This is a genomic window from Streptomyces sp. NPDC047515, from assembly GCF_040643055.1.
Taxonomy (GTDB): domain Bacteria; phylum Actinomycetota; class Actinomycetes; order Streptomycetales; family Streptomycetaceae; genus Streptomyces.
In genome coordinates this window covers 121,071-140,114 of record NZ_JBEYTM010000011.1, presented here as the reverse complement: position 1 = coordinate 140,114, position 19,044 = coordinate 121,071, and the positions used below count along the sequence as shown (strand labels likewise).

The following is a 19,044-nucleotide window of genomic DNA, read 5'->3' as shown; positions in this document are numbered from 1 at the left end:
TTCATGTCGGGTTCCCGACGCGAGTCGATGATCATCGTCGGCGCAGGGCTCGGCGGCCTGTCCACCGGCTGCTACGCCCGGATGAACGGCTACCGCACCCACGTCCTGGAGATGCACGAGCTGCCGGGCGGTTGCTGCACGGCCTGGGACCGCGGCGACTTCACGCTGGATCCCTGCGTCAGCTGGCTCCTCGGCAGCGGACCCGGCAACGAGATGTACCAGATCTGGCTGGAGCTGGGCGCGTTGCAGGGCAAGGAGGTACGGCATTTCGATGTGTTCAACGTCGTGCGCGGCCGGTGCGGGCGGGCCGTGTACTTCTACTCCGACCCCGACCGGCTTCAGGCGCATCTGACGGATATCTCGCCCGTCGACTCCGCTCTGATCCGTGACTTCTGCAAGCAACTGCGCACATTCCGCAAGTGCCTCGCTGTCTACCCGTTCCTCAAGCCGGTCGGGCTGATGTCGACGCCGGAGCGCTGGCGCATGCTGGCGTCGTTCGTGCCGTACTTCAACGTCGTGCGCAAATCCATCAGCGTCCTGATGACCGACTACTCGGCCAGGTTCCGGGACCCCCTGCTGCGCGAGGCGTTCAACTTCATCCTGTACGAGAAGCATCCGGCGTTCCCCGTGCTGCCCTTCCACTTCCAGCTCGCCTCGCACGCGAACCTCTCCGCCGGCGTCCCCGAAGGCGGATCGCTCGGACTGGCCGAGTCCATCGAGCGGCGCTATCGCGGACTCGGCGGCGAAGTGACCTACAACGCCAAGGTCGAGGAGATTCTCGTCGAGGACAACCGTGCCATCGGCGTACGGCTGAGCGACGGCGGCGAACTGCGCGCCGACATCGTCGTCTCGGCCTGCGACGGCCGCACCACGATAATGGAACTGCTCGGCGGCCGCTACCTCGACGACGCCTACCGCCACCTCTACACCAGGACCATCCACCAGCCCGGCATGGTGTTCCCCGGGTACTTCACCCTCTTTCTCGGCCTGCGCCGCGACTTCCCGGACGCCGACCCCTGCACGACCTATCTGCTCGATGAGGCGGAAGCCGCCCATCTGACCGGAATCCGCCACCCCAGCATCAACGTCCAGTTCCGCAACAGGCACTACCCGGAACTCTCCCCGCGCGGGACGAGCATCGCGTACGTCACCTACTTCTGCGACATCGCTCCCTGGCGGGCCCTGGACGAAGGACCGGAGCAGGCGACCCGGACGCGCGGCGGCCGGAGACTCCACACGCTGCCGGTACGCCACGGCCGTGGGTACTACGCGGCCAAGAAGCGGGCCCGCGACGTGCTCGTGGCGTTCCTGGAACGGCGCCACCCCGGCATCACCGACGCGATTGCCGTGCGCGATGTGTCCAGCCCGCTCACACAGGTCCGCTACACGGGCAACTACGACGGCACGGTGCTCGGCTGGCAGCCGTTCGTGGAGAGCGGGGAGACGCTGGAGACGCTCATCAAGAAGCACGGCCCCGGCCTGCCGGGACTGCGGAACTTCTACCAGTCCGGCGTCTGGGCGACGACCGGCGGCCTGATCCGCGCGGCGGCGGCGGGCCGGCACGTCATGCAGTTCATCTGCCGGGACGACGGCAGGACGTTCACCGCGTCCGTCGACGAGAGCGGGCCGCCCCCGACCCATCTCGTCGTTCCGGTGGGCCCCCGACCGGAGGCGCGGTCCGTGGCGGACGACCGGTTGTCCCCCGTCGACAGGAAGGGAACGGGATGAGGACCAGGAAATGGGTGGTACGGGAGCACATCGAGGGCGTCCCCGACATCGAGCGGGTCTACGGGCTGGTCGACGAGGAACTCGACGTCGACCTCGCCCCGGACGAGATGCTGCTGAGAACGCGCTACGTATCGGTGGACCCCTACCTCCAGGGCATCGCGCTGGACACCCCTCTCGGCGCCCACATGGGGGCCGACTCGATCATGGAGGTGCTGGAGGCGGGTCCGCGTGCGGCCCACCGCCCCGGTGATCTGGTGCAGGGGTTCGGTGGCTGGCGCACCCATCTCGTCAGCGACGGCGCGGCGACCCCGTGGCAGACCGGTACGTTCCCGATGGTCTTCCCGGCCTTCCGCCGCCTGGACCCGAACTGGTACGACGACGCCCTTCCGCTGCCCACCGCGTTGAGCGTCATGGGCGGTCCCGGGATGACGGCCTGGGGCACCCTGACCAAGTTCATGTCCGTCCGCCCGGGGGACACCGTCGTGATCAGTGGCGCCTCGGGCTCCGTCGGTTCGCTGGTCGGTCAGCTGGCCAAGCTCGCCGGGGCGCGGGTGGTCGGTACCACCTCGACGGCGGACAAGGCGGAGTACCTCGACGAACTGGGCTTCGACGCGGTCGTCGTCTATCGCCACAAGGACAGCTGCGAAGCGGTGCGGGAAGCCCTCTCGTGGGTCGCACCGGACGGGATCGACAAGTACTTCGACAACCTGGGTGGCACGGTCACCGACGCCGTGTTCTCCATGCTCAACGTCGACAGCCAGGTGGCCGTGTGCTGGCAGTGGGCCACCCAGGTCGGCCGGGAGGCCTTCGGGCCGAGGCTGCTGCCGTACATCATGTTTCCCCGTACCTCGGTGCGCGGCATCTTCTCGCTGGAGTGGTTCACCGAACAGAACTGGCGCGCGCTCCACGACGAGCTCGGCGGCAGGGTCCGGCGGGGCGAGATCCGCTGCGGGCACACCCTCCACCAGGGTTTCGAGAACATCCCGGACGCCTACCGAAGCCTCTACCAGGACACGGGAGCCAGTCGGGGCAAGGTGCTGGTCGAGCTCTGACCTCCGCTGCTCCGACGTCTCCTTCCCGCTCGCATGCCCCTGCCCAGCAGCCCGACGCAACCGTGCACGCCTGGAGGTCCCATGCCCTGCTCCGACGACACCGACGCGACGACCGGCCTGCCGACCCTCCCTCTCCACCGCCTGGGCTTCGACCCGCCCGGACCACCCAGGCCGGTCGACCTGCCCGACGGGACGCGGGTATGGCTGGTGAGCCGGTACGAGGACGTGCGCAAGGTCCTGACCGACACCCGGTTCGGACGCGCGGGGCTCCACACACCGGATGCCCAGCCACTGACGGCGGACGCCGGTCTGGTGGGGAGCCTGGATCTGATGTTCAACCAGGACGGCGAGGACCATCTGCGCCTGCGCCGCTCCCTGCGGCGCGCGTTCACACCGAGGGCCGTCGCCCGATGGCGGCCCTGGATCGCCATGATCGTGGAACAGCGCCTCGACGAACTCGCCGCCGAAGCCCCTCCGGTGGACCTGGTTGCCGCCTTCACCCTGCCGCTCCCGGTCGAGGTGATCAGCCGGCTCATGGGTCTCGACGCCCCGGCGAGGCAACGGCTGCGCCACTGGACCCAGTACGCCTTTTCGGACGGCTCCCACCCCAAGGAGGAAATGGACTCGGCGCTGGCGGAGTTCGCCGACTTCGGAGCCGCGCTGCTCGCCGAGCGGAGGAACGCGCCGGGGGACGATCTGACCAGCGTGCTGGTACGCGCGGCCGACGAGGAGGGAGGCATCCCGGAGGGGCAGCTGGTCGACCTCGTGTGCGGACTGGTGGTGGGCGGGCACGACAGCACCATGACGATGCTGGGCAACGCCCTGCTCTATCTGCTCGGCGAACGGCCGGAGAGCTGGACGCGTCTCGGGGAGGACGAACGGGCCGCCGAGCTGCTGGCCGAGCGGTTGCTGCACCTGGTCCCGCTCGGCGACGACCGGGGGACCGCGCGCCACGCCGCCGCCGATACGGAGGTCGGCGGCGTGACCATCCCGGCCGGATCGGTGGTGCTGGCCGACTGCGGCATGGCCAACCGCGATCCCGATGTCTTCCCGCCCCGGCAGTTCGACGACCTGTTCGCCCCCCTGGCGGCCCCCACCCTGTCGTTCGGCGCCGGTCCGCACTACTGCCTGGGCGCCTGGCTGGCGCGGCTCGAACTCCAACTGTCCCTGCACCGGCTCGCCGCCCGCTTTCCCGGCCTCCGGCTGGCACGACCCGCCGAAGAAATCGAGTGGCGACGCGGCACCACGTCCCGCAGTCCTCAGCGGATCACCGTCACCTGGTAGGAGGACGACACACGGCCAGTGGGAGGGACCGGAGCACACCGAGGCCGACCGCGAACGAACCGGCCGCGGAGCCCCGGACCCGACAGGACCGACGGACCCGGTAGGGGCGATGCGAGGCCCGCAAACGGCGATCGGAGCGATGACGGGTCCGGTGGAGGGCAGCTGGTGCGCCGGGGGTGAGCACCCGCTCAGCGCAAGTGCACCGGCAGCGATTCGATGCCGTACACGATGGACAGCTTGCGGAAGGCCAGCTCCTGGGGCGGAACGGCGAGGTGCATCCGGGGAAACCGCCGGGCCAGGGCCGGGTAGGCGGAGCGCAGTTCCATGCGCGCGAGTTCGGCGCCTATGCACCGGTGTATTCCGTAGCCGAAGGCGAGATGCCCGGAGGCCTGACGGTGCGGGTCGAAGTGTCCGTCGTCCATGACGTACGACGCGTCGCGGTTGGCGCTGCTCAGCGAGCAGAGCACCATGTCGCCCTGCGGAATGACCACCCCCGCTATCTCGATGTCCTCCCGTGCGAACCGAGGGAAGGCGATCTGTACCGCGGAGAGGTAGCGCAGCACCTCCTCGACGAAGTGCGCGATCATCGCGTCGTCGGTCCGAATTCGCTCGAAGACGTCCTTGTTCTGCAGCAATACGAGCGAGCCGAGGGCGATCGTGCTGGCGGTCGTCTCGAATCCACCGGTCAGCACGCCGTCGGCGAGGCCCGCGAGTTCCTCGTTGTCGACGCTGTCGCCGTGCTCCTTCACGATCATGCCGAGCAGGCCGTCACCCGGCTTCCGGCGTTGCGCCTCGACCACATCCCTGAAGTACGCCAGCGACGCCGACATGGCACCGAAGGGCGCGGTCGTACCGCCGAACAGGTCGAAGCGGTCCATGGCCAGCTGCTGGAAGTCGTCGCGGTCCTCGTAGGGCACGCCGAGCAGTTCACAGATGGTGAGGGAGGGGATCGGCAGCGCGAACTCCTTCACCAGGTCGACCGGCCCCTGCCGGGCCTCCATCATGTCGAGGCGCTCCTCGACGATGGCGTCGATCCGGGGAGCCAGCCGCCGCAGTCGGCGCATCGTGAACTCCGGGGTGAGGATGCGGCGCAGCCGCGTGTGCACGGGAGGGTCGCTGAACCCGAGTCCGCCCGGGCTCTGTTCGGCTGCCACTCCGGCGTTCGTGGCGAGGTGGGCGAAGTCGGTACTGAACCCGTCGGCCGATCCGAGCACGGCCTTCGACTCCTCGTATCCGGTGACCACCCAGACGTCCATGCCGAACGGCAGCGAGACCTTGGATATCGGCGCATCCGCCCGGAGTCCGGCCAGCTTGTCCACCGGGTCCAGCCCATCCCTGCGCAGCATCATCAGCAAGTCTTCAGGCAGCAGCCGGATCGTGGAGGAACCAATTCCGTACTTCTGGATCCTGGACAGATAGGTGCGCCCAAGCCGGGCGGTGATACGAGAACGGAACTTCGTCCTCAACATGTTCTCCATGGGTCGCGCGGTCCGCACGCACGGTGCGGAGACGAGAGGGATGTGCAGCGGGCTCGGCAATGGACATGGACAGGCGCTGACGTGACTTGTACCGAGAGAGTCGTATCTCAGGGCAGAAGTCGCAACAACGCTGGTAGCACACGGTAGCGCGAGCGGGCACGGCGGTCGGTCGGCAGCCTTCTTCGCCAGGGCCGGAGGACCGGGGCGGCAACGGGTGACCACGGCGGAATCACCGGGCGGCCGGGGCCGCGTGCACGCGGCCCCGGCCGGTGCCGGGCCACCGGCGGACGGGCGAGCACGGCAGGAGAGCCGCAGCACGCGCTCGCGGCGCGCGATGCCGACGTGACGGTGCGCCGGGGTTCAGCCCGGCATCTTCCAGCGGCTGCCCTTCGCCGCCGCCACCAGCTTCGGCACGGTGCCGAACTTGACCCGGGGGCGCCCCTCGCCGCGGCCACGTGCCAACTCGGCCCGGTTGATGGCCGCCAAGCCCCGGGCGTCGACGACATGACGGCTTCGGCTGCGGGCGAGGCGGAGCAACGCCTTGGCCGAACCGGTTGGCGGGGGCAGCGTGCCGGCGACGGCGTCGGCCAGGAGGGTGCCGACCGTCTCGGCGGCGCAGGCGCGATTGGCACCGATACCGCCCGAAGGCCCGCGCTTGATCCAGCCGACCACGTACGTCCCCGGCATTCCCGTCACCCGACCATCCTCGTGCGGGACCGTGCCGGTTGCTTCGTCGAAGGGCAGCCCGGCCAACGGCACACCGCGGTAGCCCACCGCCGCAGAAGAACGTCGGCCGGTATGTCCAGCTCACCTGAACCTCCGGTCACGCGCGTGGCCCGGACACTGTCGTCACCCAGCACCGCCACAGGAGCGGAGTGGAAGCGGAAGACGATGCGCCGCCCGGACGCCGGCGCGCGCGACCAGTCCACCGACTCGCGTACCGCGCCGCGCAGCGAGGCGGCCTTCCCGCCGGGCCGCGCGCCGTCGATCGCCGCGCCGATCCGCGGATCGTGGTCGTCGACGACCAACTCCGCACCGGGCAGGTGAGTGAGAGCGAGCAACTCGGAGGTGCTGTACGCCGCGTGCTCGGGGCCGCGCCGCCCGAGCAGGACCACCTCGCGCACCCTTGAGCTGCGCAGGGCCGCGAGGGCATGGTCGGCGATGTCCGTACGGGCCAGTTTCGAGGGATCCATGACGAGGACACGGGCGACGTCGAGAGCGACATTGCCGTTGCCGGCCACGACCACGCGCTCGGCGGACAGATCGATGGCGTCCGGCGCGACCTCGGGGTGGGCGTTGTACCAGGACACGAACGCGGTCGCCGAGACGCTGCCCGCCAACTCCTCGCCGGAGAAGCCGAGTCGGCGATCGGCGGACGCGCCCACGGCGTAGATGACCGCGTCGTGATGCGCGGCGAGCTCGTTCGCGGTGATGTCCTTGCCGATCTCGACGCCCAGATGCATACGTACCCGGGGATGGGTGTGGAGGCGTGCGAAGGAGTCGCACACCTTCTTGGTCGAGGGGTGGTCCGGCGCCACGCCGTACCGTACGAGACCACCGGCCACCGGCAACCGGTCGATCAGCGTCACTTCGGCGTTCGTGTGCAGCAGCAGGTCTTCGGCGGCGTACATGCCGGCCGGGCCGGTGCCCACGACCGCGACCCGGATCGGCGCGAAATCGGACGGCAGGCTGCGCTCGAACGTGGGCGCGCCCCAGACATGGAAGTTCGGTCCCGTGCCCTCCGGTTCGGGCTCCTCCTCGGCGAAATAGGCCGCGTTGATGGCGGCGTAGCCCTTCTGCGTCTCGGGCAGGCCATCCACCGGGAAGACCGCGTCGACCGGGCAGGCGTCGGCGCAGGCACCGCAGTCGATACAGGACTTCGGGTCGACGTACAGCATCTCCGTGCTGCCGAACGCCCGTTCCTGCGGTGTCGGATGGATGCAGTTGACGGGGCACACGGCGATACAGGTGGCGTCGCTGCAGCAGGTCTGTGTGATGGCGTAGGTCATGTCGTCGGCCCGGGTCGCTCGGCTCGGCTCGGATCAGATCAGGTTCGCGCGCTTGTAGAAGTACAGTGCGGGCCTGGTGAGGAGCCGGGCCGAGGCGAGGAACTCCATGAGGCCCGAACAGCTTGACCGCATCAGGGACTTGTGGTGCTCGTTCGCCCTGGCCTCGGCCACCGCTCGCTCCGTGTCCAGCCCGGCGTTCGCGTAGACGCTCCAATTCACCATGCTCGTGACGATGTAGTAGGAAGCGACCGCGATCACGAAGGCGTTGAGCTGTCGACGCAGGGGACCGGCGTGCCGCAGATGCCTACGGGTCTCGTCGCGGGCGAACTTCATGTGGCGTGACTCCTCCACGACATGAATGTTGTTGATGGTGCGTACGAACGGCGCGACCCGCGCGTCCCGCATCCAGTCACGCTGCATGACGTCGAGCACCTCTTCGGCGACCAGAATCGCCGCGTATGCCGCCTCGCCGAACGCGAGCGTCTTGAATGCCCGTCCGAGTTCGACGACCAGCCGGTGCGGACGGTAGGCCGGGGCGCCCAGCTTCGCCGCGCTGCGGGCGAACATGACGGAGCGTCGGCATTCGTCGGCTATCTCCGTGAGGGCCCACTGGAACCGGGGGGTCCGTGGCGTCCGTGGTGTAGATGTCGCGCAGCACCATCTGCTGCAGGATCATCTCGAACCAGATGCCGGTGCTGGCCACCGAAGCGGCCTCCTGCCGCGTCAGCTCCTTGCGTTGCGCATCGGTCAGTTCCTGCCAGTAGGCCGTGCCGTAGAGCGTGCTCCACTCGGGGCTCGCACCGTGGAAGTCCTTGTCCAGCGGTGTGTCCCAGTCCACCTCCGTGACCGGGTCGTAGGACAACTTCGCGGACGAGTCGAGCAGGCGACGGGCGATGTCGTGTTGGTGGAGCCGGTCCTGGTCCTCCGGCCGAACGGTGCTCCTTGCCATGCTGCGGCTCCTTGAATCGACGGAACGACTCGACGCCGGCCGTGGCCCCATCTCGCGCCTCGATGAGACCGTCGGCAGCCGGACGCCGCCCTCGCTTGTTAGACGTGACGTCTAGCAAGCTGTTGGACGGAACGTATAGCAAGTGCCGTGCGGGCCTACCCCCCCTGTGGAGAAATCCGCCCGGTCTCCCGCCCGTCGACACCCCGTCCCGCCGACCGGGCAGTCTGGTTCGCCCGCCCTGCCGTGAGCGGGTGCGTGCCCGGATGGAGTCAAGAGGGTGCGCCCGTTCCGATGCGGGCGGCGGTGCGGCGAGTCACTCTGCGTCAGGTCCGGTGAGGGGCTGGGGCGGGGCCCTGAGCGGCATGCCGGCGGGCTCACGGAACCCACGACCGTGTACGTCGTCCACCCGGTCACCTTGCCGCTGACCAGGCGGGACTTTCCCGACCGGCGAACGAACACGGCCTTCGCCGACGCCCGCGCCGCAGCGACCGCGTTCCACGGCGCGGGGAGGCGGTGCCCGCACGGACGCGGCGCGAGGCCGCCGACGAGCGGCATCGAAGGCGACGCACCGCGTGCGGCGGGCCTCCTTGGAGTGGGCGCTCACGGCATTCCGCCGTAGCATGATCCACGGAAACGGCTCCTCTCAGAGGGAGATCGGATTCACCGCGAGCGGCGGCCTCCTGCGAGCAGGGGGCCGCCGCTTTGTCCGGCGGAAGCCCATGGACATCGGCTCGCACGGAGGGGGCCGGGGGATCTTCAGCACATGGCTGCCCCGGTGTTCGCGGCATGCCGAACAGTGGGCGTGGGCGTCCCTGTCCGGCCGGGCTAATCGGACGGCGCCGTGCGGCGGTCGTCCTCGGCCCGGGACCCCGCCGGTGGCCTGCGCGCGGCGTACGTGCCCGCGGCCGCGGCCAGCAGCATCACGCAGCCCGTGAAGAGCAGGCCGGCCTGGCGCAGGCCGAGCCATGTGGCCAGGGCACCGACACCGACGACGGGCACCGAGATCCCGGCGTAGGCGACGACGAAGAACGCCGAAATCGTGCCGCCACGGTGCTGCGCCGGGGCGGCGTCGCTGATCAGGGTGAGTGCAGAGCGGAAGGCGAGCCCCTGGCCGGCGCCGCCGCACAGGGCGCCCAGGACGAGCAGGGGCAGGGATTCGGCGATCAGTGACGACGCCACCAGCAACAGGCCCACGATGAGGACGCCGCACCCCACGGGGAGCGCGAGACGCGCGCCGATGCGTTGCGTCAAGGACTGCCCGACAGTCGAAGCGAGGAATACGGAGAACACCACGGCGCCCGTGACGGCCAGGTTGTGCACCCCCAGTGTCTGCGAGACGAAGCTCGGCGCGACCGCGGTGAACAGCCCGAGGAGCGCGAAGCCGGCGAACGCGGCCAGCGACGCGGGCGTGAACACGCCCTTCACCTCGGGAGGAACCGTGACGCCCTGCGGCTTCAGGGGCGGCCATCTCTTCGGCTCCACCACGGTTTCCGGCAGGAACCAGGTGATCCCCATGGCGGCCGCCACCAGCCCGAGGTGGACCCAGAACGGCAACGTCAGTGGCCACGGGGTGTACTGCGCGAGCACGCCGGAGAGCAGTGGCCCACACCCCAGACCACCCATGTTCGCGGCGGTGGCCGCGAACCCGGCCCGCGCCTTCTGCCCGGGACCGGCCAGTTCGATGACGGCCGCTGTCGCCGCGCCGCTCAGCAGCCCGGCCGCGCAGCCGGACAGCAGGCGTCCCGCGAAAAGCAGTGGCAGGCCGCTCTGCAGGAGGAAGCATCCCGCACTGCCGGCCGACAGGACCATGGCGCACAGGAGGACAGGTCTGCGACCCGCCTCGTCGGAGTAGTTTCCCGCCACCAGAAGCACGCCGATGACCGCGATGGCGTACACGGCGAAGACGACGGTCACGATCAGCTCGGAGAACCCGATCCGGTGCTGGTAGAGCCCGTACAACGGCGTCGGCAGAGTGGTCCCGGCCATCCCGATGGCGAACACCGCTGCCGCTGCCGGATAGCCCGATACGGATGCGGCCGGTCGGCTTGAGGCCTGGTTTTCGGGAACCGTCAGTCCCAGAGCTTGTATGTCACGACCTGCTGCGTCTGTGCCGGCTTGGCACCGGTGTACACGAGTTGCAGTCGGGTGAATTGCTGTACCTCGGGATGCCGCTGCCAACTCTTGGGACGGTCGACCGTTACGGTGACAGGATAGGAGTGGAACTTTCCCGCAGCACAGTAGGGCTGACAGTCATTCACCGCGTCGAGTCCGCTCCCCACAGCGGACGTCGGACCCCATTTGCTCCACTGCAGGGCGATCAGGCGGTTGTTTCCGTCCCCGCAGGCGATCAGGAATTCGCCTGGGCGTACTTGTGAATTCGAGAAGCAGTCGACGACCACTGCACGAGCGTGCGAGGGCGACTGCGCGGAGGCGGAAGCCGGAACAACCGCAGCCGCGAGGGCCAGGGCGGCACACAGCATGACCGCGCTCCTGAATTTGTTTCGTTGCATGTCGGCTCCCCAGCTGCCCTTTTCCGTGCCCACGCGGCCCATCCGTTCACGCCGCGACCGCTCCGCACGCGGAGGCCCGCGCGGCAAGGGAAGTCGCCGGTGGCCGTGCACTTCTTCCGGCGGCGGTTCCAGAATCGACAGTACGACCGCGCCCAGGCATGCACCACCCGTACAGGTGAGAGCTGTGCAGAAAAGGGACGAAGAGGTTCGCTCCGTCCCATGGAGCACCCGTCCGCTGGAGCGCCCGTCCGCTGGAGCGCCCGTCCGATGGAATGCTCGGACGGGCGAGAGACCCACCCGTCACTTTTCCATAATCCGGAAAATAGTCAGGCGCTGGTTGCCCCGATACCCGATCGAGCGCCCGAAGTGTTCCGGTCCGGCCGTGGGCCGAGACCTGCAGTCACGGCGCCGCTGTCGGTGTCGATGACGGGCGCGGTCAGCAGGTTCTGCGGTCCCTCCGCCTCGCGATCGCACGCACCGGACGCCGCGCGGCCCGGCCTGATCCAGACGAGAGGCCGTTGGACCTCATTTCATTCGGGTGAGTCTGCCGTGGCAGACGAGTGCTTCCGCCCTGTTCCCCGAAGGCCCCGTCGACGCGCTGCTCGCGTCGACGGGGCCGGTGGGCGGTCTGCGAGTGATCAGCGCAGACGCAGCGCCTCGCGGATCGTCGTGAACAGGTCGGTCTGGTCGGTGACGCCCAGGACCCGGTACGCCAGCGGCCCCTGAGCCGCGATCCGGACCTCGGTGCCGGTGTGCTCCTGCGACTGACCGGGCGCATTGGTCGAGTAGTTGACCTTCAGCTGCTGGCCCTCGTCGGTGACCAGCGTGGAGGACAGACCGGGCGGCTGGGCCTCCAGGGGCACGATCTGGCTGGTGTGGCCGTGGTCGGCCGTGGTGATGACCAGGGTGTCGGGGTGCTTGGCGGCGTAGGCGCGTGCCACCTCGACCGCACGGTCGAACGCCGCGGTCTCGCCGATCTGGCCGCACGGGTCGGCCGCGTGGTCCTGCTTGTCGATCGAGGCGCCCTCGACCTGGAGGAAGAAGCCGTTCTTGGTGTGCTTCGGCTTCTGCTTCGCCTCCAGGAGCTGGATGGCCCTGGTCGTCTGGTCGGCGAGGTTCGGGGTGCCCGAAGGCCGGTTCGGATTGGAGGTGACGCAGCGCTGCGGGTCGGTCCCGCCGACCGCGGCGGCCTTGCCCGTCCACTCGGTCGGCACGTTGCCGGGCGCGAAGAGCCCCAGCACCGGCTTGTCGCCCTTGACCGCCTTCAAGGAGGCGTTGTCCTCGACGACCTGGTACCCGAGCTTCCGCGCCTGCTCGGTGACGGTCAGGCCCTTGTACTTGCCGTCGGTCACCTTCTGGTCGAAGCGCTGCTTGCCGCCGCCGAGGAGGACATCGACCTTGTGATTGACGCTCTGCTCCGCGATGGAGCCCGGTCCGCCCTTGGCGATCGTGTCGGTGGGGCACTTGGCCATATCGGCCGGGCCCTGGCAGGAGCGGTCGGTGGCATGCGAGGCCAGGACGGCAGGGGTGGCGTCGGTGAGCTCGGCGGTGGTCACCGAACCGGTCGCGTAGCCGCCCTTCTGCGCCAGCTCCAGAATGGTCTGCACGGCCTTGTCCGTGCCCGGCGTCTTGGAGATCCGTCCGTTGACCGTCTTCTGGCCCGTAGCCCAGCCGGTGCCGCTGGCCGCGGAGTCGGTGACGTAGTCCGGGGTGCCGTCCGCGTGTACCGCGTACGTCGTGTAGGCGCCGGTCAGCGGGAACTTGTCCATGTTCAGACGGCCACTCGCGCCCACGGTGTAGTCACGGGCCAGGGTGATCTCCGAGTCGCCCATGCCGTCGCCGATGAGCAGGATGACGTTCTTCGCCGTTCCGCCCTTGACTGCGCCCTTGGCATGCTCCGCCGTGTCGTACGCGCCGGCCGTCGTGGTGACTGCCACGGCGGCGGTGGCGACGAAGACCGCACTGGCGGCCATCAGGTGGTTGCGTGTCAGGCGCGTTCCGCGCATGAAGGTCTCCTTGTACGGGTCGGTGCAGGGTGCCAACGCTGATCAGTCCATCAGCGCCACGTGAACCACGGACGGCATTCAGGCGCCTTCGGCCCTGCCGGGACGTGGCGCGTCGTGCCGCGTTCTCTCCGGAGTCCCGGCCACCCGGCCACCCGGCCACCCGGCCACCCGGAGGGCGGGATCGCGGCCGCGTGGATGCTGTGCGGCACTCACGCCCAGCGGTGCCGGGGCCGCGGGGCGCCGGACACTCCTCGCCCGCCCCGGCACCCGGGTGCCGTCAGGGAATGACCTTCAGGGTGGTCGGCTCGCCGTTGCGGTCCAGTGCGGCGAAGAGAGCCTTGATGTGGTCGGGGCGCAGCTTGATGCAGCCGACGGACCGGTAGTCCCGGTCACCCCGCCACAGCGAAGCCCCCTTGACGCTCATCCTGCTGTGGATGAAGAGTTCGTTGCGCAAGGCCCCCTTGCCGTTGTCGCACCGCTTGTCGGCCAGCCGGATGGCGTACCCCTTGATCTGCTGACCGTTGTAACTCTTGGTGCGGCCCTTGATCGCGTAGGCCCCGTCGGGCAGCCAGCCGCCGGTCTTCCCGTTGTTGCCGACGTGGCACTCACGGGTGTCGGTGCCCGATCCCGCCCGCCAGTGTCCGATCTCGCGTGTGCCCTTGTAGGCGGTGAGCTTGGAGTAGGTGGGGTGCTTCGGGTTCTTGTCGAACACCAGGTACACCGCCGCACCGGCTGCGGACGCGGCCCCCCTGTGAGCGGGGACTACGGACGGGGTGACGGCCGTGGAGGCGGTGGCGGGGGCGGCGAGCGAGAGAACGGTCGCCGCTGCGACGAGGCCGGCGGCGCGTGTCTTGACGCGATTCATGTTCGTTCTTCTCCTGTGTCAGGCAGAGGGATTGCCGCGCCCTCCAAGGGCTCGGCTCATCCAGCATCCGCAGGACGCGACCGTGTCACCAGGACCCTGGCCGGGCCTGCCCGCCCGCCGTTGTTTCACCCTGGTCCCGCGCTCGTCCCGTCTCTTTGACCTGCACATATGTCAGAGGCTGGGATGGCGGAGGGATGACGACGAACATGTGCGAGACCCCGGAGCGGGGACAGACCCGCGCGGAGCTGGCCCGCAGGATCGGTGCGGCATGGACCCGGTCGGGCTGCCTGGCGCAGGAGCGGATCGAGGCCCGGCTCAAGCGCCGTTTCGACGGCCAGAAGAAGCGCGGACTGAGCGATTCCAGCTTCAACCGCTACAAGGATCCGACAGCGACGGCACTGCCCGACCCGGCCGTCCTGATCGCTTTGGCCCAGATCTTCCACGTCGACGAAGCGGAGACGAAGGAGTGGACACGGTTACTGGATCTGGCCCGCGCGGAGGAACGCAGGCGCAGGGCTGCCAGGGGCCGCCGCGCATCCTCACCTGCGCCGAGCGCTCCCGTAGCGACGCAGGACGCCCCCGGTCCGGACGCTTCCGTCCCCGTGGAAGGCCCGCCTGCTCCCGTGAGCCCGGCTCCGGACGCGAGCACGTCTTCGGGGCCGGCCGCACCGGCGACCGACGCCCCCGTCCCGCGCCGTGGTCGCCGGCTCCACAGCGCGGTGGCCATCGCGGCGATCACCGCCGCAGCGCTGGCGGCGGGCTGGGCGGTCTCCGACCCGTCGGAGCCCTCCTTGCCGGGCCACGGGGCGCCGCTCGAAGGTCCGGTCGGCCCGGCCACGGTCACGGCCACCGCGTCTTTGGGGCCGATGACCGGTGACTACCGCTGCGGGGTGGTGCGCGCTGTCGCCTGGGCGGACTGGAGCGCCTGCACACAAGTCCTGGACGACGGCAACACCGTCCGGTTCGCACTGCAGATCAACAATCCGGGGCCTCGTGCCCTGACCGTGCGTGCCCGTCTGTCCTGGGTGCGCAGCCGGGGGATCAGGCCCTGCCCGCGACCATGGGGCAACGGCGTCCGCTTGACCGTGCCGGCCGGACAGGTGGCCATCACGCCGCTCGCGGCCTGCGCGCAGCACGCCGACCGTCCCCGCGCCTACCAGGCCATGGCGTGGGTGATCGAGTCGTCGGACATGAGCTGGGGCACGCGCGAGACATCCCAGAGCGTTCATATCCAGGCTGACGCCTACCAGTGGAACGACCAGCTTTCGTGACCTTCTTCCGCTGCGAAAGCCGAGGCGCGCCGAGTCCTGGACGAGCGGCCGGCCGGTTCCCCTTCATGGAGCGGGAAACCGGCCTGCCGCACCGGCGGCGCGACCCGGCACTCGTTCAGTGCCTGGGGCCGGCTCAGAACACGAACGGTCCGGGCGACTGGGTGGATGTCGTGTTGCAGGTCGCTGTGATACCCAGGACCACAACCTTGAGGGACTTGGCCTCCAGGCTGTCCCCGGAGGCGACGGTGCCGTTGAGCGGGCCCGTGGACACGGGGCTGCCGGCGGGGATGGCCGGGTTGGCGTCGCCGGTGAACGTCACCGTTCCCGCGCCCTTGTTGGTGAGGGTGAGCGTCGATTTCACCGAGTTCGCCCCGATGCTGATCGGTGCGGTGATGGCGGACGTCGAGACGTTGATGGTCGCGGCCGTCCCGTTCTCAGCAGCGGTGAGGGTCGCGCTGCCCGAGCCGTAGGCGCCGCAGTCGAAGGAGATGGTGGCGGTGGTGGGGCTGACCGCGTCGGCCGTGGGTGCCAGCGCGAGTGTGCCTGCGGCGAGGGCGGAACAGACGCCGAGTCGCCTTGTGCCAAGCCTCATGGTGGTTGCCCTTCGTGTGGGGGGATTGCCGACGCGCGTCATCACCGGGCCGCGTCGGAACGTGTCAGTTCCCTGACGGATCGTCAGCGAACTGGTTCCCCATTGAGGCACAGCCCCCTTGAGGCAACAAGGTGCACCGTCATGATTTTTGGCATGTTACGGTCAATTCTGGTCAGCCTGGCGACAGGTTTCCGCGAGCGCGGCGAGAGGTGCTTTCGAGTCTGCTCGCGGGCTTGGGCGTGGCCCGTGATTCGCTGACTCCCGGGTGGGCGCAGACGCGAGTGCAGGACGTGCCGCCGCGCCGTCGGGGCGGTGAGATGCCTGGCGGGCCGGGAGTGGCCGGTCTCTGCCACTGCCCGGCCCGGAGTCTCTGCGCCCGGCGCGCCGGACCTCGGCTCGATGGTGGTCGGGTTCAGGAGCTGTCGGCCGTCGCGGCGGATCCGGCCGGGTCGGAGCCGATGGTCGGTCCTCGACCGCCGGTCATGGACCGCCGCAGGCGGGCGACGACCCCGTGCCGAGGCACCAGCATCCACGCCAGGGCGAAGAACCCGGTCAGGACCACCACAACGGATCCGCCGGCCGCCAGGTCGAGCGCGTAGCTGACGTACAGTCCGGTCGGGCTGCCCACGCAGCCGAAGGACGAGGCCAGCAGTGTCATCGCCCACAGGCGTTCGGTCAGCAGCCGGGCCGTGGCCGCCGGGGTGATGAGGAGGGCCAGGACGAGGATGTTGCCCACCGCTTCGAGAGACATCACGATCGTGACGGTCACCACGATGTAGAGCGTCAGGTCGAGACCGAGAACCGGCAGTCCGGCCGCGCGGGCCGTTTCGCGGTCGAGGCTCACCGCGACCAGTTCCTTGCGCAGGGCCAGGACGAGCACGACGAGCACGGCACCGATGCCCGCAACCCGCCGGACATCCGACGCGTCGACCGCGAGCACCTGGCCGAACAGGAAGGAGGACAGATCCGTCGTCCAGCTGTCGCGCGTCGGGACGAGGACGATGCCGAGTCCGAAAGGCGAAGGCGAAGGCGAAGAAGACGCCGATGACGGTGTCCTCCTTGAGTCTCCGGTTCTGGGAGACGAGGGCGATCAGCACGGCTGTCGTCACGTCGGCCGCCGCTCCGCCGAGCAGCAGGTTGCCCTCGAAGGCGTAGGCGAGCGCCACTCCGGGGAAGGCCGAGTGCGCCACCGCGTCCCCGATGAATGCCATGCCGCGCAGGACGACATACACGCCCACCACTCCGCAGACGAGGCCGACGATCGCGGCGACGGTGAAGGCGCGCCGTGAAGGGGAGTTGCCACGGATCGGTGAGGAACGCCAGGACGTCGGTCATGCGACGGCGCCCGGTTCGGTGCGGATCGCCCGGTCGAGTCCGAACGCCCGCAGCATCTGCTCCGGATCTGCCAGCAGCTCGGGTCCGCCCCTCCGCGACCACTGTGCGGTTCAGCAGCACGACCCGTGTACAGGTGCGTGCCGCGGAGGCCAGGTCGTGGGTGGTCATCAGCAGCCCCCTGCCGTTCGCGGCCAGTCGGCCGAAGAGTTCGTTGAGCAGTTCCAGGGTGGGCACGTCGACCCCGGTGAACGGCTCGTCCAGAAGCAGCAGCCGGGGCTCCCCGGCCAGTGCCCGCGCCACCAGCACGCGCTGGCGTTGCCCGCCCGACAGTTCGCCGATGGGACGTCGGCGCAGCTCGGTCAGGCCCGCCAGCTCCAGTGCTTCGTCGGCCGCCGCCCGGTCGTGCGCCTTCGCCCGCCGGAGCCGGCCGATGGATCCGGTGCGGCCGCTGAGCACGGCTCCTGCCACGTCGATGGGGAAGTCCCAGGGGAATTCATGGCGTTGGGGCACATAGCCGACCAGGCCGACGACGGTGACGCTGCCTGCGGCCGACGCGGCGAGGCCGAGGACGGCGCGCAGCAGCGTGGTCTTTCCCGCGCCGTTCGGCCCGAGCAGGCCGACCAGTTCACCGCCGGACACCGTCAGGGACGCGTCCTGGACGGCCGTGCGGCCACCGAGCGCGACGGAGAGGGATGCGACCCTGAGCAGGGCTTCTTCGGCGGTCACGCGGCGCTCCTGCGGGTGACGTAGCGGAATCCGGCGCCCACGGCGGCGAGCGTGGCGGCCGTACCGCCGAGCAGGAGTGCGGAGCCGGCGCCCGTGGAGGCCATGGTGCCGCGGTCGGCGGAGCCGGCGGCCGCACCGCCCGCGGTGCCGGCCGACACGTTCCCGCCGGTGGTACCGGAGCCGCCGGTGCCGCCTGGTTCCGCGCCACCGGTGGAGGCGCCATCGGTGGAGGTGCCACCGGTGCTGCCGCCTCCTGCCGAGGTCCCCTCCGGGACCGTGTGCGGATCGGTCGCGCCGACCGCGAAGGTGAGCGTCTCGGTGTCGCTCACCTTCGTACCGAGGGCGCCGGAGCCGACGCCCGGACCACCGAGGACGGCCGATGGCTCCGGCGCCCGTAGCGGCCAGACGGCCGGCCGCACCGGTCGTCCCGCGACGGGGCCCACGCCGAGGTAAAATCTGCTGTGGCCGGGTGTTGGGGCCGGCGCCCTGGGATCCGGCGGCGGGGCGCTCGCGGTCGCGGACGGGGGAATGCCGGCGGTGTGCGTCGGCGGTGCCGAGGGCGTCGTCGGCGCGGTCGTCGTCGGACCGACCGGTGGAGTGCCGGTCGGAGAGGGGGACGGTGAGGAGGACGTGGGCGTCGGCGTGGGCCCCGTGCTGCCGTCACCCGGCACGACCATCGACGGGTCCACGTCGCCCACGGCCACGGCCAGGGTCTCCCGGTCGGTGACCTTCGCCCCGGAGCGCAGGGTGGCGCTCATCTCCATCGTGATCCGGTAGATGCCCGAGGCATTGAAGATCCACAGCGGATGGGAATGGGAGTACGCGGGGAACTCGACCGAGCCCGGGTCGGCGCGGGCGCTGTCGACGGTGACGCCGATACGGATGCCCCGTTCCGGGTCGTCCTCGAAGCGGCCGAGGACCAGCCGGCCCGGCCCCTCGATCTTCGGGAAGGTGACCTTCACCGGTCCCGAGACGTCCGAGGGCAGGATCTCCATGGTGTTCCAGCCGGGCCACAGCAGCCCTTCCTTCACCTCGAAGTCCTTGTCGACCCAGAGGCGTTCGCCGGGTTCGCCGAAACCCTGGAACTGCGGCACCTCCTCACGCGGGGGGATGACGAGTTCGTGCCGGGGATCGAAGTGCAGCAGGACATCGGAGGGTTCACGCCAGACGGGCTCGCCCGCGACCGTACCGTCCTTGATCCGGTATTCGAGCCCACCGTCCGTGAGCCGGGCGGCCATG

At 69.9% G+C, this 19,044-nt stretch carries 12 protein-coding genes and 4 pseudogenes; 4 read left to right on the top strand and 12 right to left on the bottom strand.

The annotated features are described in order from the left end of the window. The first annotated feature begins 3 nt into the window (after positions 1 to 3). The 3 genes from ABZ826_RS12480 to ABZ826_RS12470 all read left to right on the top strand — a co-directional run bounded on the left by ABZ826_RS12480 (position 4) and on the right by ABZ826_RS12470 (position 4,064). Positions 4 to 1,728 carry an NAD(P)/FAD-dependent oxidoreductase gene (locus ABZ826_RS12480; RefSeq protein WP_361446237.1) on the top strand — a complete coding sequence of 575 codons (1,725 nt, stop codon included), beginning with the start codon at positions 4 to 6 and terminating at the stop codon, positions 1,726 to 1,728. After that, positions 1,725 to 2,780 carry an NADP-dependent oxidoreductase gene (locus tag ABZ826_RS12475; protein ID WP_361446235.1) on the top strand — a complete coding sequence of 352 codons (1,056 nt, stop codon included), beginning with the start codon at positions 1,725 to 1,727 and terminating at the stop codon, positions 2,778 to 2,780. The genes ABZ826_RS12480 and ABZ826_RS12475 overlap by 4 nt, the downstream gene beginning before the upstream one ends. 81 nt (positions 2,781 to 2,861) lie before the next feature. Beyond that, a complete protein-coding gene (locus ABZ826_RS12470) occupies positions 2,862 to 4,064 on the top strand; it encodes a cytochrome P450 (protein WP_361446233.1) in 1,203 nt (400 codons plus the stop codon). 188 nt (positions 4,065 to 4,252) lie between these two features. On the opposite strand, the gene ABZ826_RS12465 is transcribed toward ABZ826_RS12470, so the two are convergent. From ABZ826_RS12465 to ABZ826_RS12435, 7 genes and pseudogenes are all read right to left on the bottom strand, one after another. Then, the gene (locus ABZ826_RS12465; RefSeq protein ID WP_361446231.1) at positions 4,253 to 5,533 is read right to left on the bottom strand and encodes a cytochrome P450; all 1,281 of its coding nucleotides are present in this window, start codon (positions 5,531 to 5,533) and stop codon (positions 4,253 to 4,255) included. Between the two features lie 369 nt (positions 5,534 to 5,902). Next, positions 5,903 to 7,551 (bottom strand): annotated as a pseudogene (locus ABZ826_RS12460) (FAD-dependent oxidoreductase). Between the two features lie 33 nt (positions 7,552 to 7,584). Beyond that, positions 7,585 to 8,500, bottom strand: a pseudogene (locus tag ABZ826_RS12455) (diiron oxygenase). Between the two features lie 825 nt (positions 8,501 to 9,325). Next, positions 9,326 to 10,501 carry an MFS transporter gene (locus ABZ826_RS12450; protein ID WP_361446229.1) on the bottom strand — a complete coding sequence of 392 codons (1,176 nt, stop codon included), beginning with the start codon at positions 10,499 to 10,501 and terminating at the stop codon, positions 9,326 to 9,328. A gap of 68 nt (positions 10,502 to 10,569) precedes the next feature. Continuing rightward, a complete protein-coding gene (locus ABZ826_RS12445; protein ID WP_361446227.1) occupies positions 10,570 to 11,043 on the bottom strand; it encodes a hypothetical protein in 474 nt (157 codons plus the stop codon). A 605-nt stretch (positions 11,044 to 11,648) separates the two neighbouring features. After that, entirely contained in the window at positions 11,649 to 13,016 is a 1,368-nt protein-coding gene (locus ABZ826_RS12440; protein WP_361446225.1) for an alkaline phosphatase, read from the bottom strand. Positions 13,017 to 13,293: 277 nt separating this feature from the next. Next, positions 13,294 to 13,881 carry a L,D-transpeptidase family protein gene (locus ABZ826_RS12435; protein ID WP_361446223.1) on the bottom strand — a complete coding sequence of 196 codons (588 nt, stop codon included), beginning with the start codon at positions 13,879 to 13,881 and terminating at the stop codon, positions 13,294 to 13,296. Between the two features lie 194 nt (positions 13,882 to 14,075). On the opposite strand from ABZ826_RS12435, the gene ABZ826_RS12430 reads away from it, so the two are divergent. After that, on the top strand, positions 14,076 to 15,152 hold the full coding sequence (locus ABZ826_RS12430) for a hypothetical protein (RefSeq protein ID WP_361446221.1): 1,077 nt from the start codon (positions 14,076 to 14,078) through the stop codon (positions 15,150 to 15,152). 133 nt (positions 15,153 to 15,285) lie between these two features. Here the strand turns inward: ABZ826_RS12430 and ABZ826_RS12425 are convergent, their stop codons facing one another. The 5 genes and pseudogenes from ABZ826_RS12425 to ABZ826_RS12405 all read right to left on the bottom strand — a co-directional run bounded on the left by ABZ826_RS12425 (position 15,286) and on the right by ABZ826_RS12405 (position 19,043). Beyond that, complete coding sequence (locus ABZ826_RS12425) at positions 15,286 to 15,744, bottom strand: hypothetical protein (RefSeq protein ID WP_361446219.1); 459 nt, start codon at positions 15,742 to 15,744, stop codon at positions 15,286 to 15,288. 412 nt (positions 15,745 to 16,156) lie between these two features. Then, positions 16,157 to 16,708 (bottom strand): metal ABC transporter permease, encoded by a 552-nt coding sequence (locus ABZ826_RS12420; protein ID WP_361446323.1) that lies wholly within the window; start codon positions 16,706 to 16,708, stop codon positions 16,157 to 16,159. 118 nt (positions 16,709 to 16,826) lie between these two features. Then, a pseudogene (locus tag ABZ826_RS12415) lies at positions 16,827 to 16,976 on the bottom strand (metal ABC transporter permease); the annotation flags it as partial. 247 nt (positions 16,977 to 17,223) lie between these two features. After that, positions 17,224 to 17,718, bottom strand: a pseudogene (locus ABZ826_RS12410) (ATP-binding cassette domain-containing protein); the annotation flags it as partial. Positions 17,719 to 17,801: 83 nt separating this feature from the next. Continuing rightward, positions 17,802 to 19,043 (bottom strand): choice-of-anchor M domain-containing protein, encoded by a 1,242-nt coding sequence (locus ABZ826_RS12405; RefSeq protein WP_361446217.1) that lies wholly within the window; start codon positions 19,041 to 19,043, stop codon positions 17,802 to 17,804. Position 19,044: the final 1 nt, after the last annotated feature.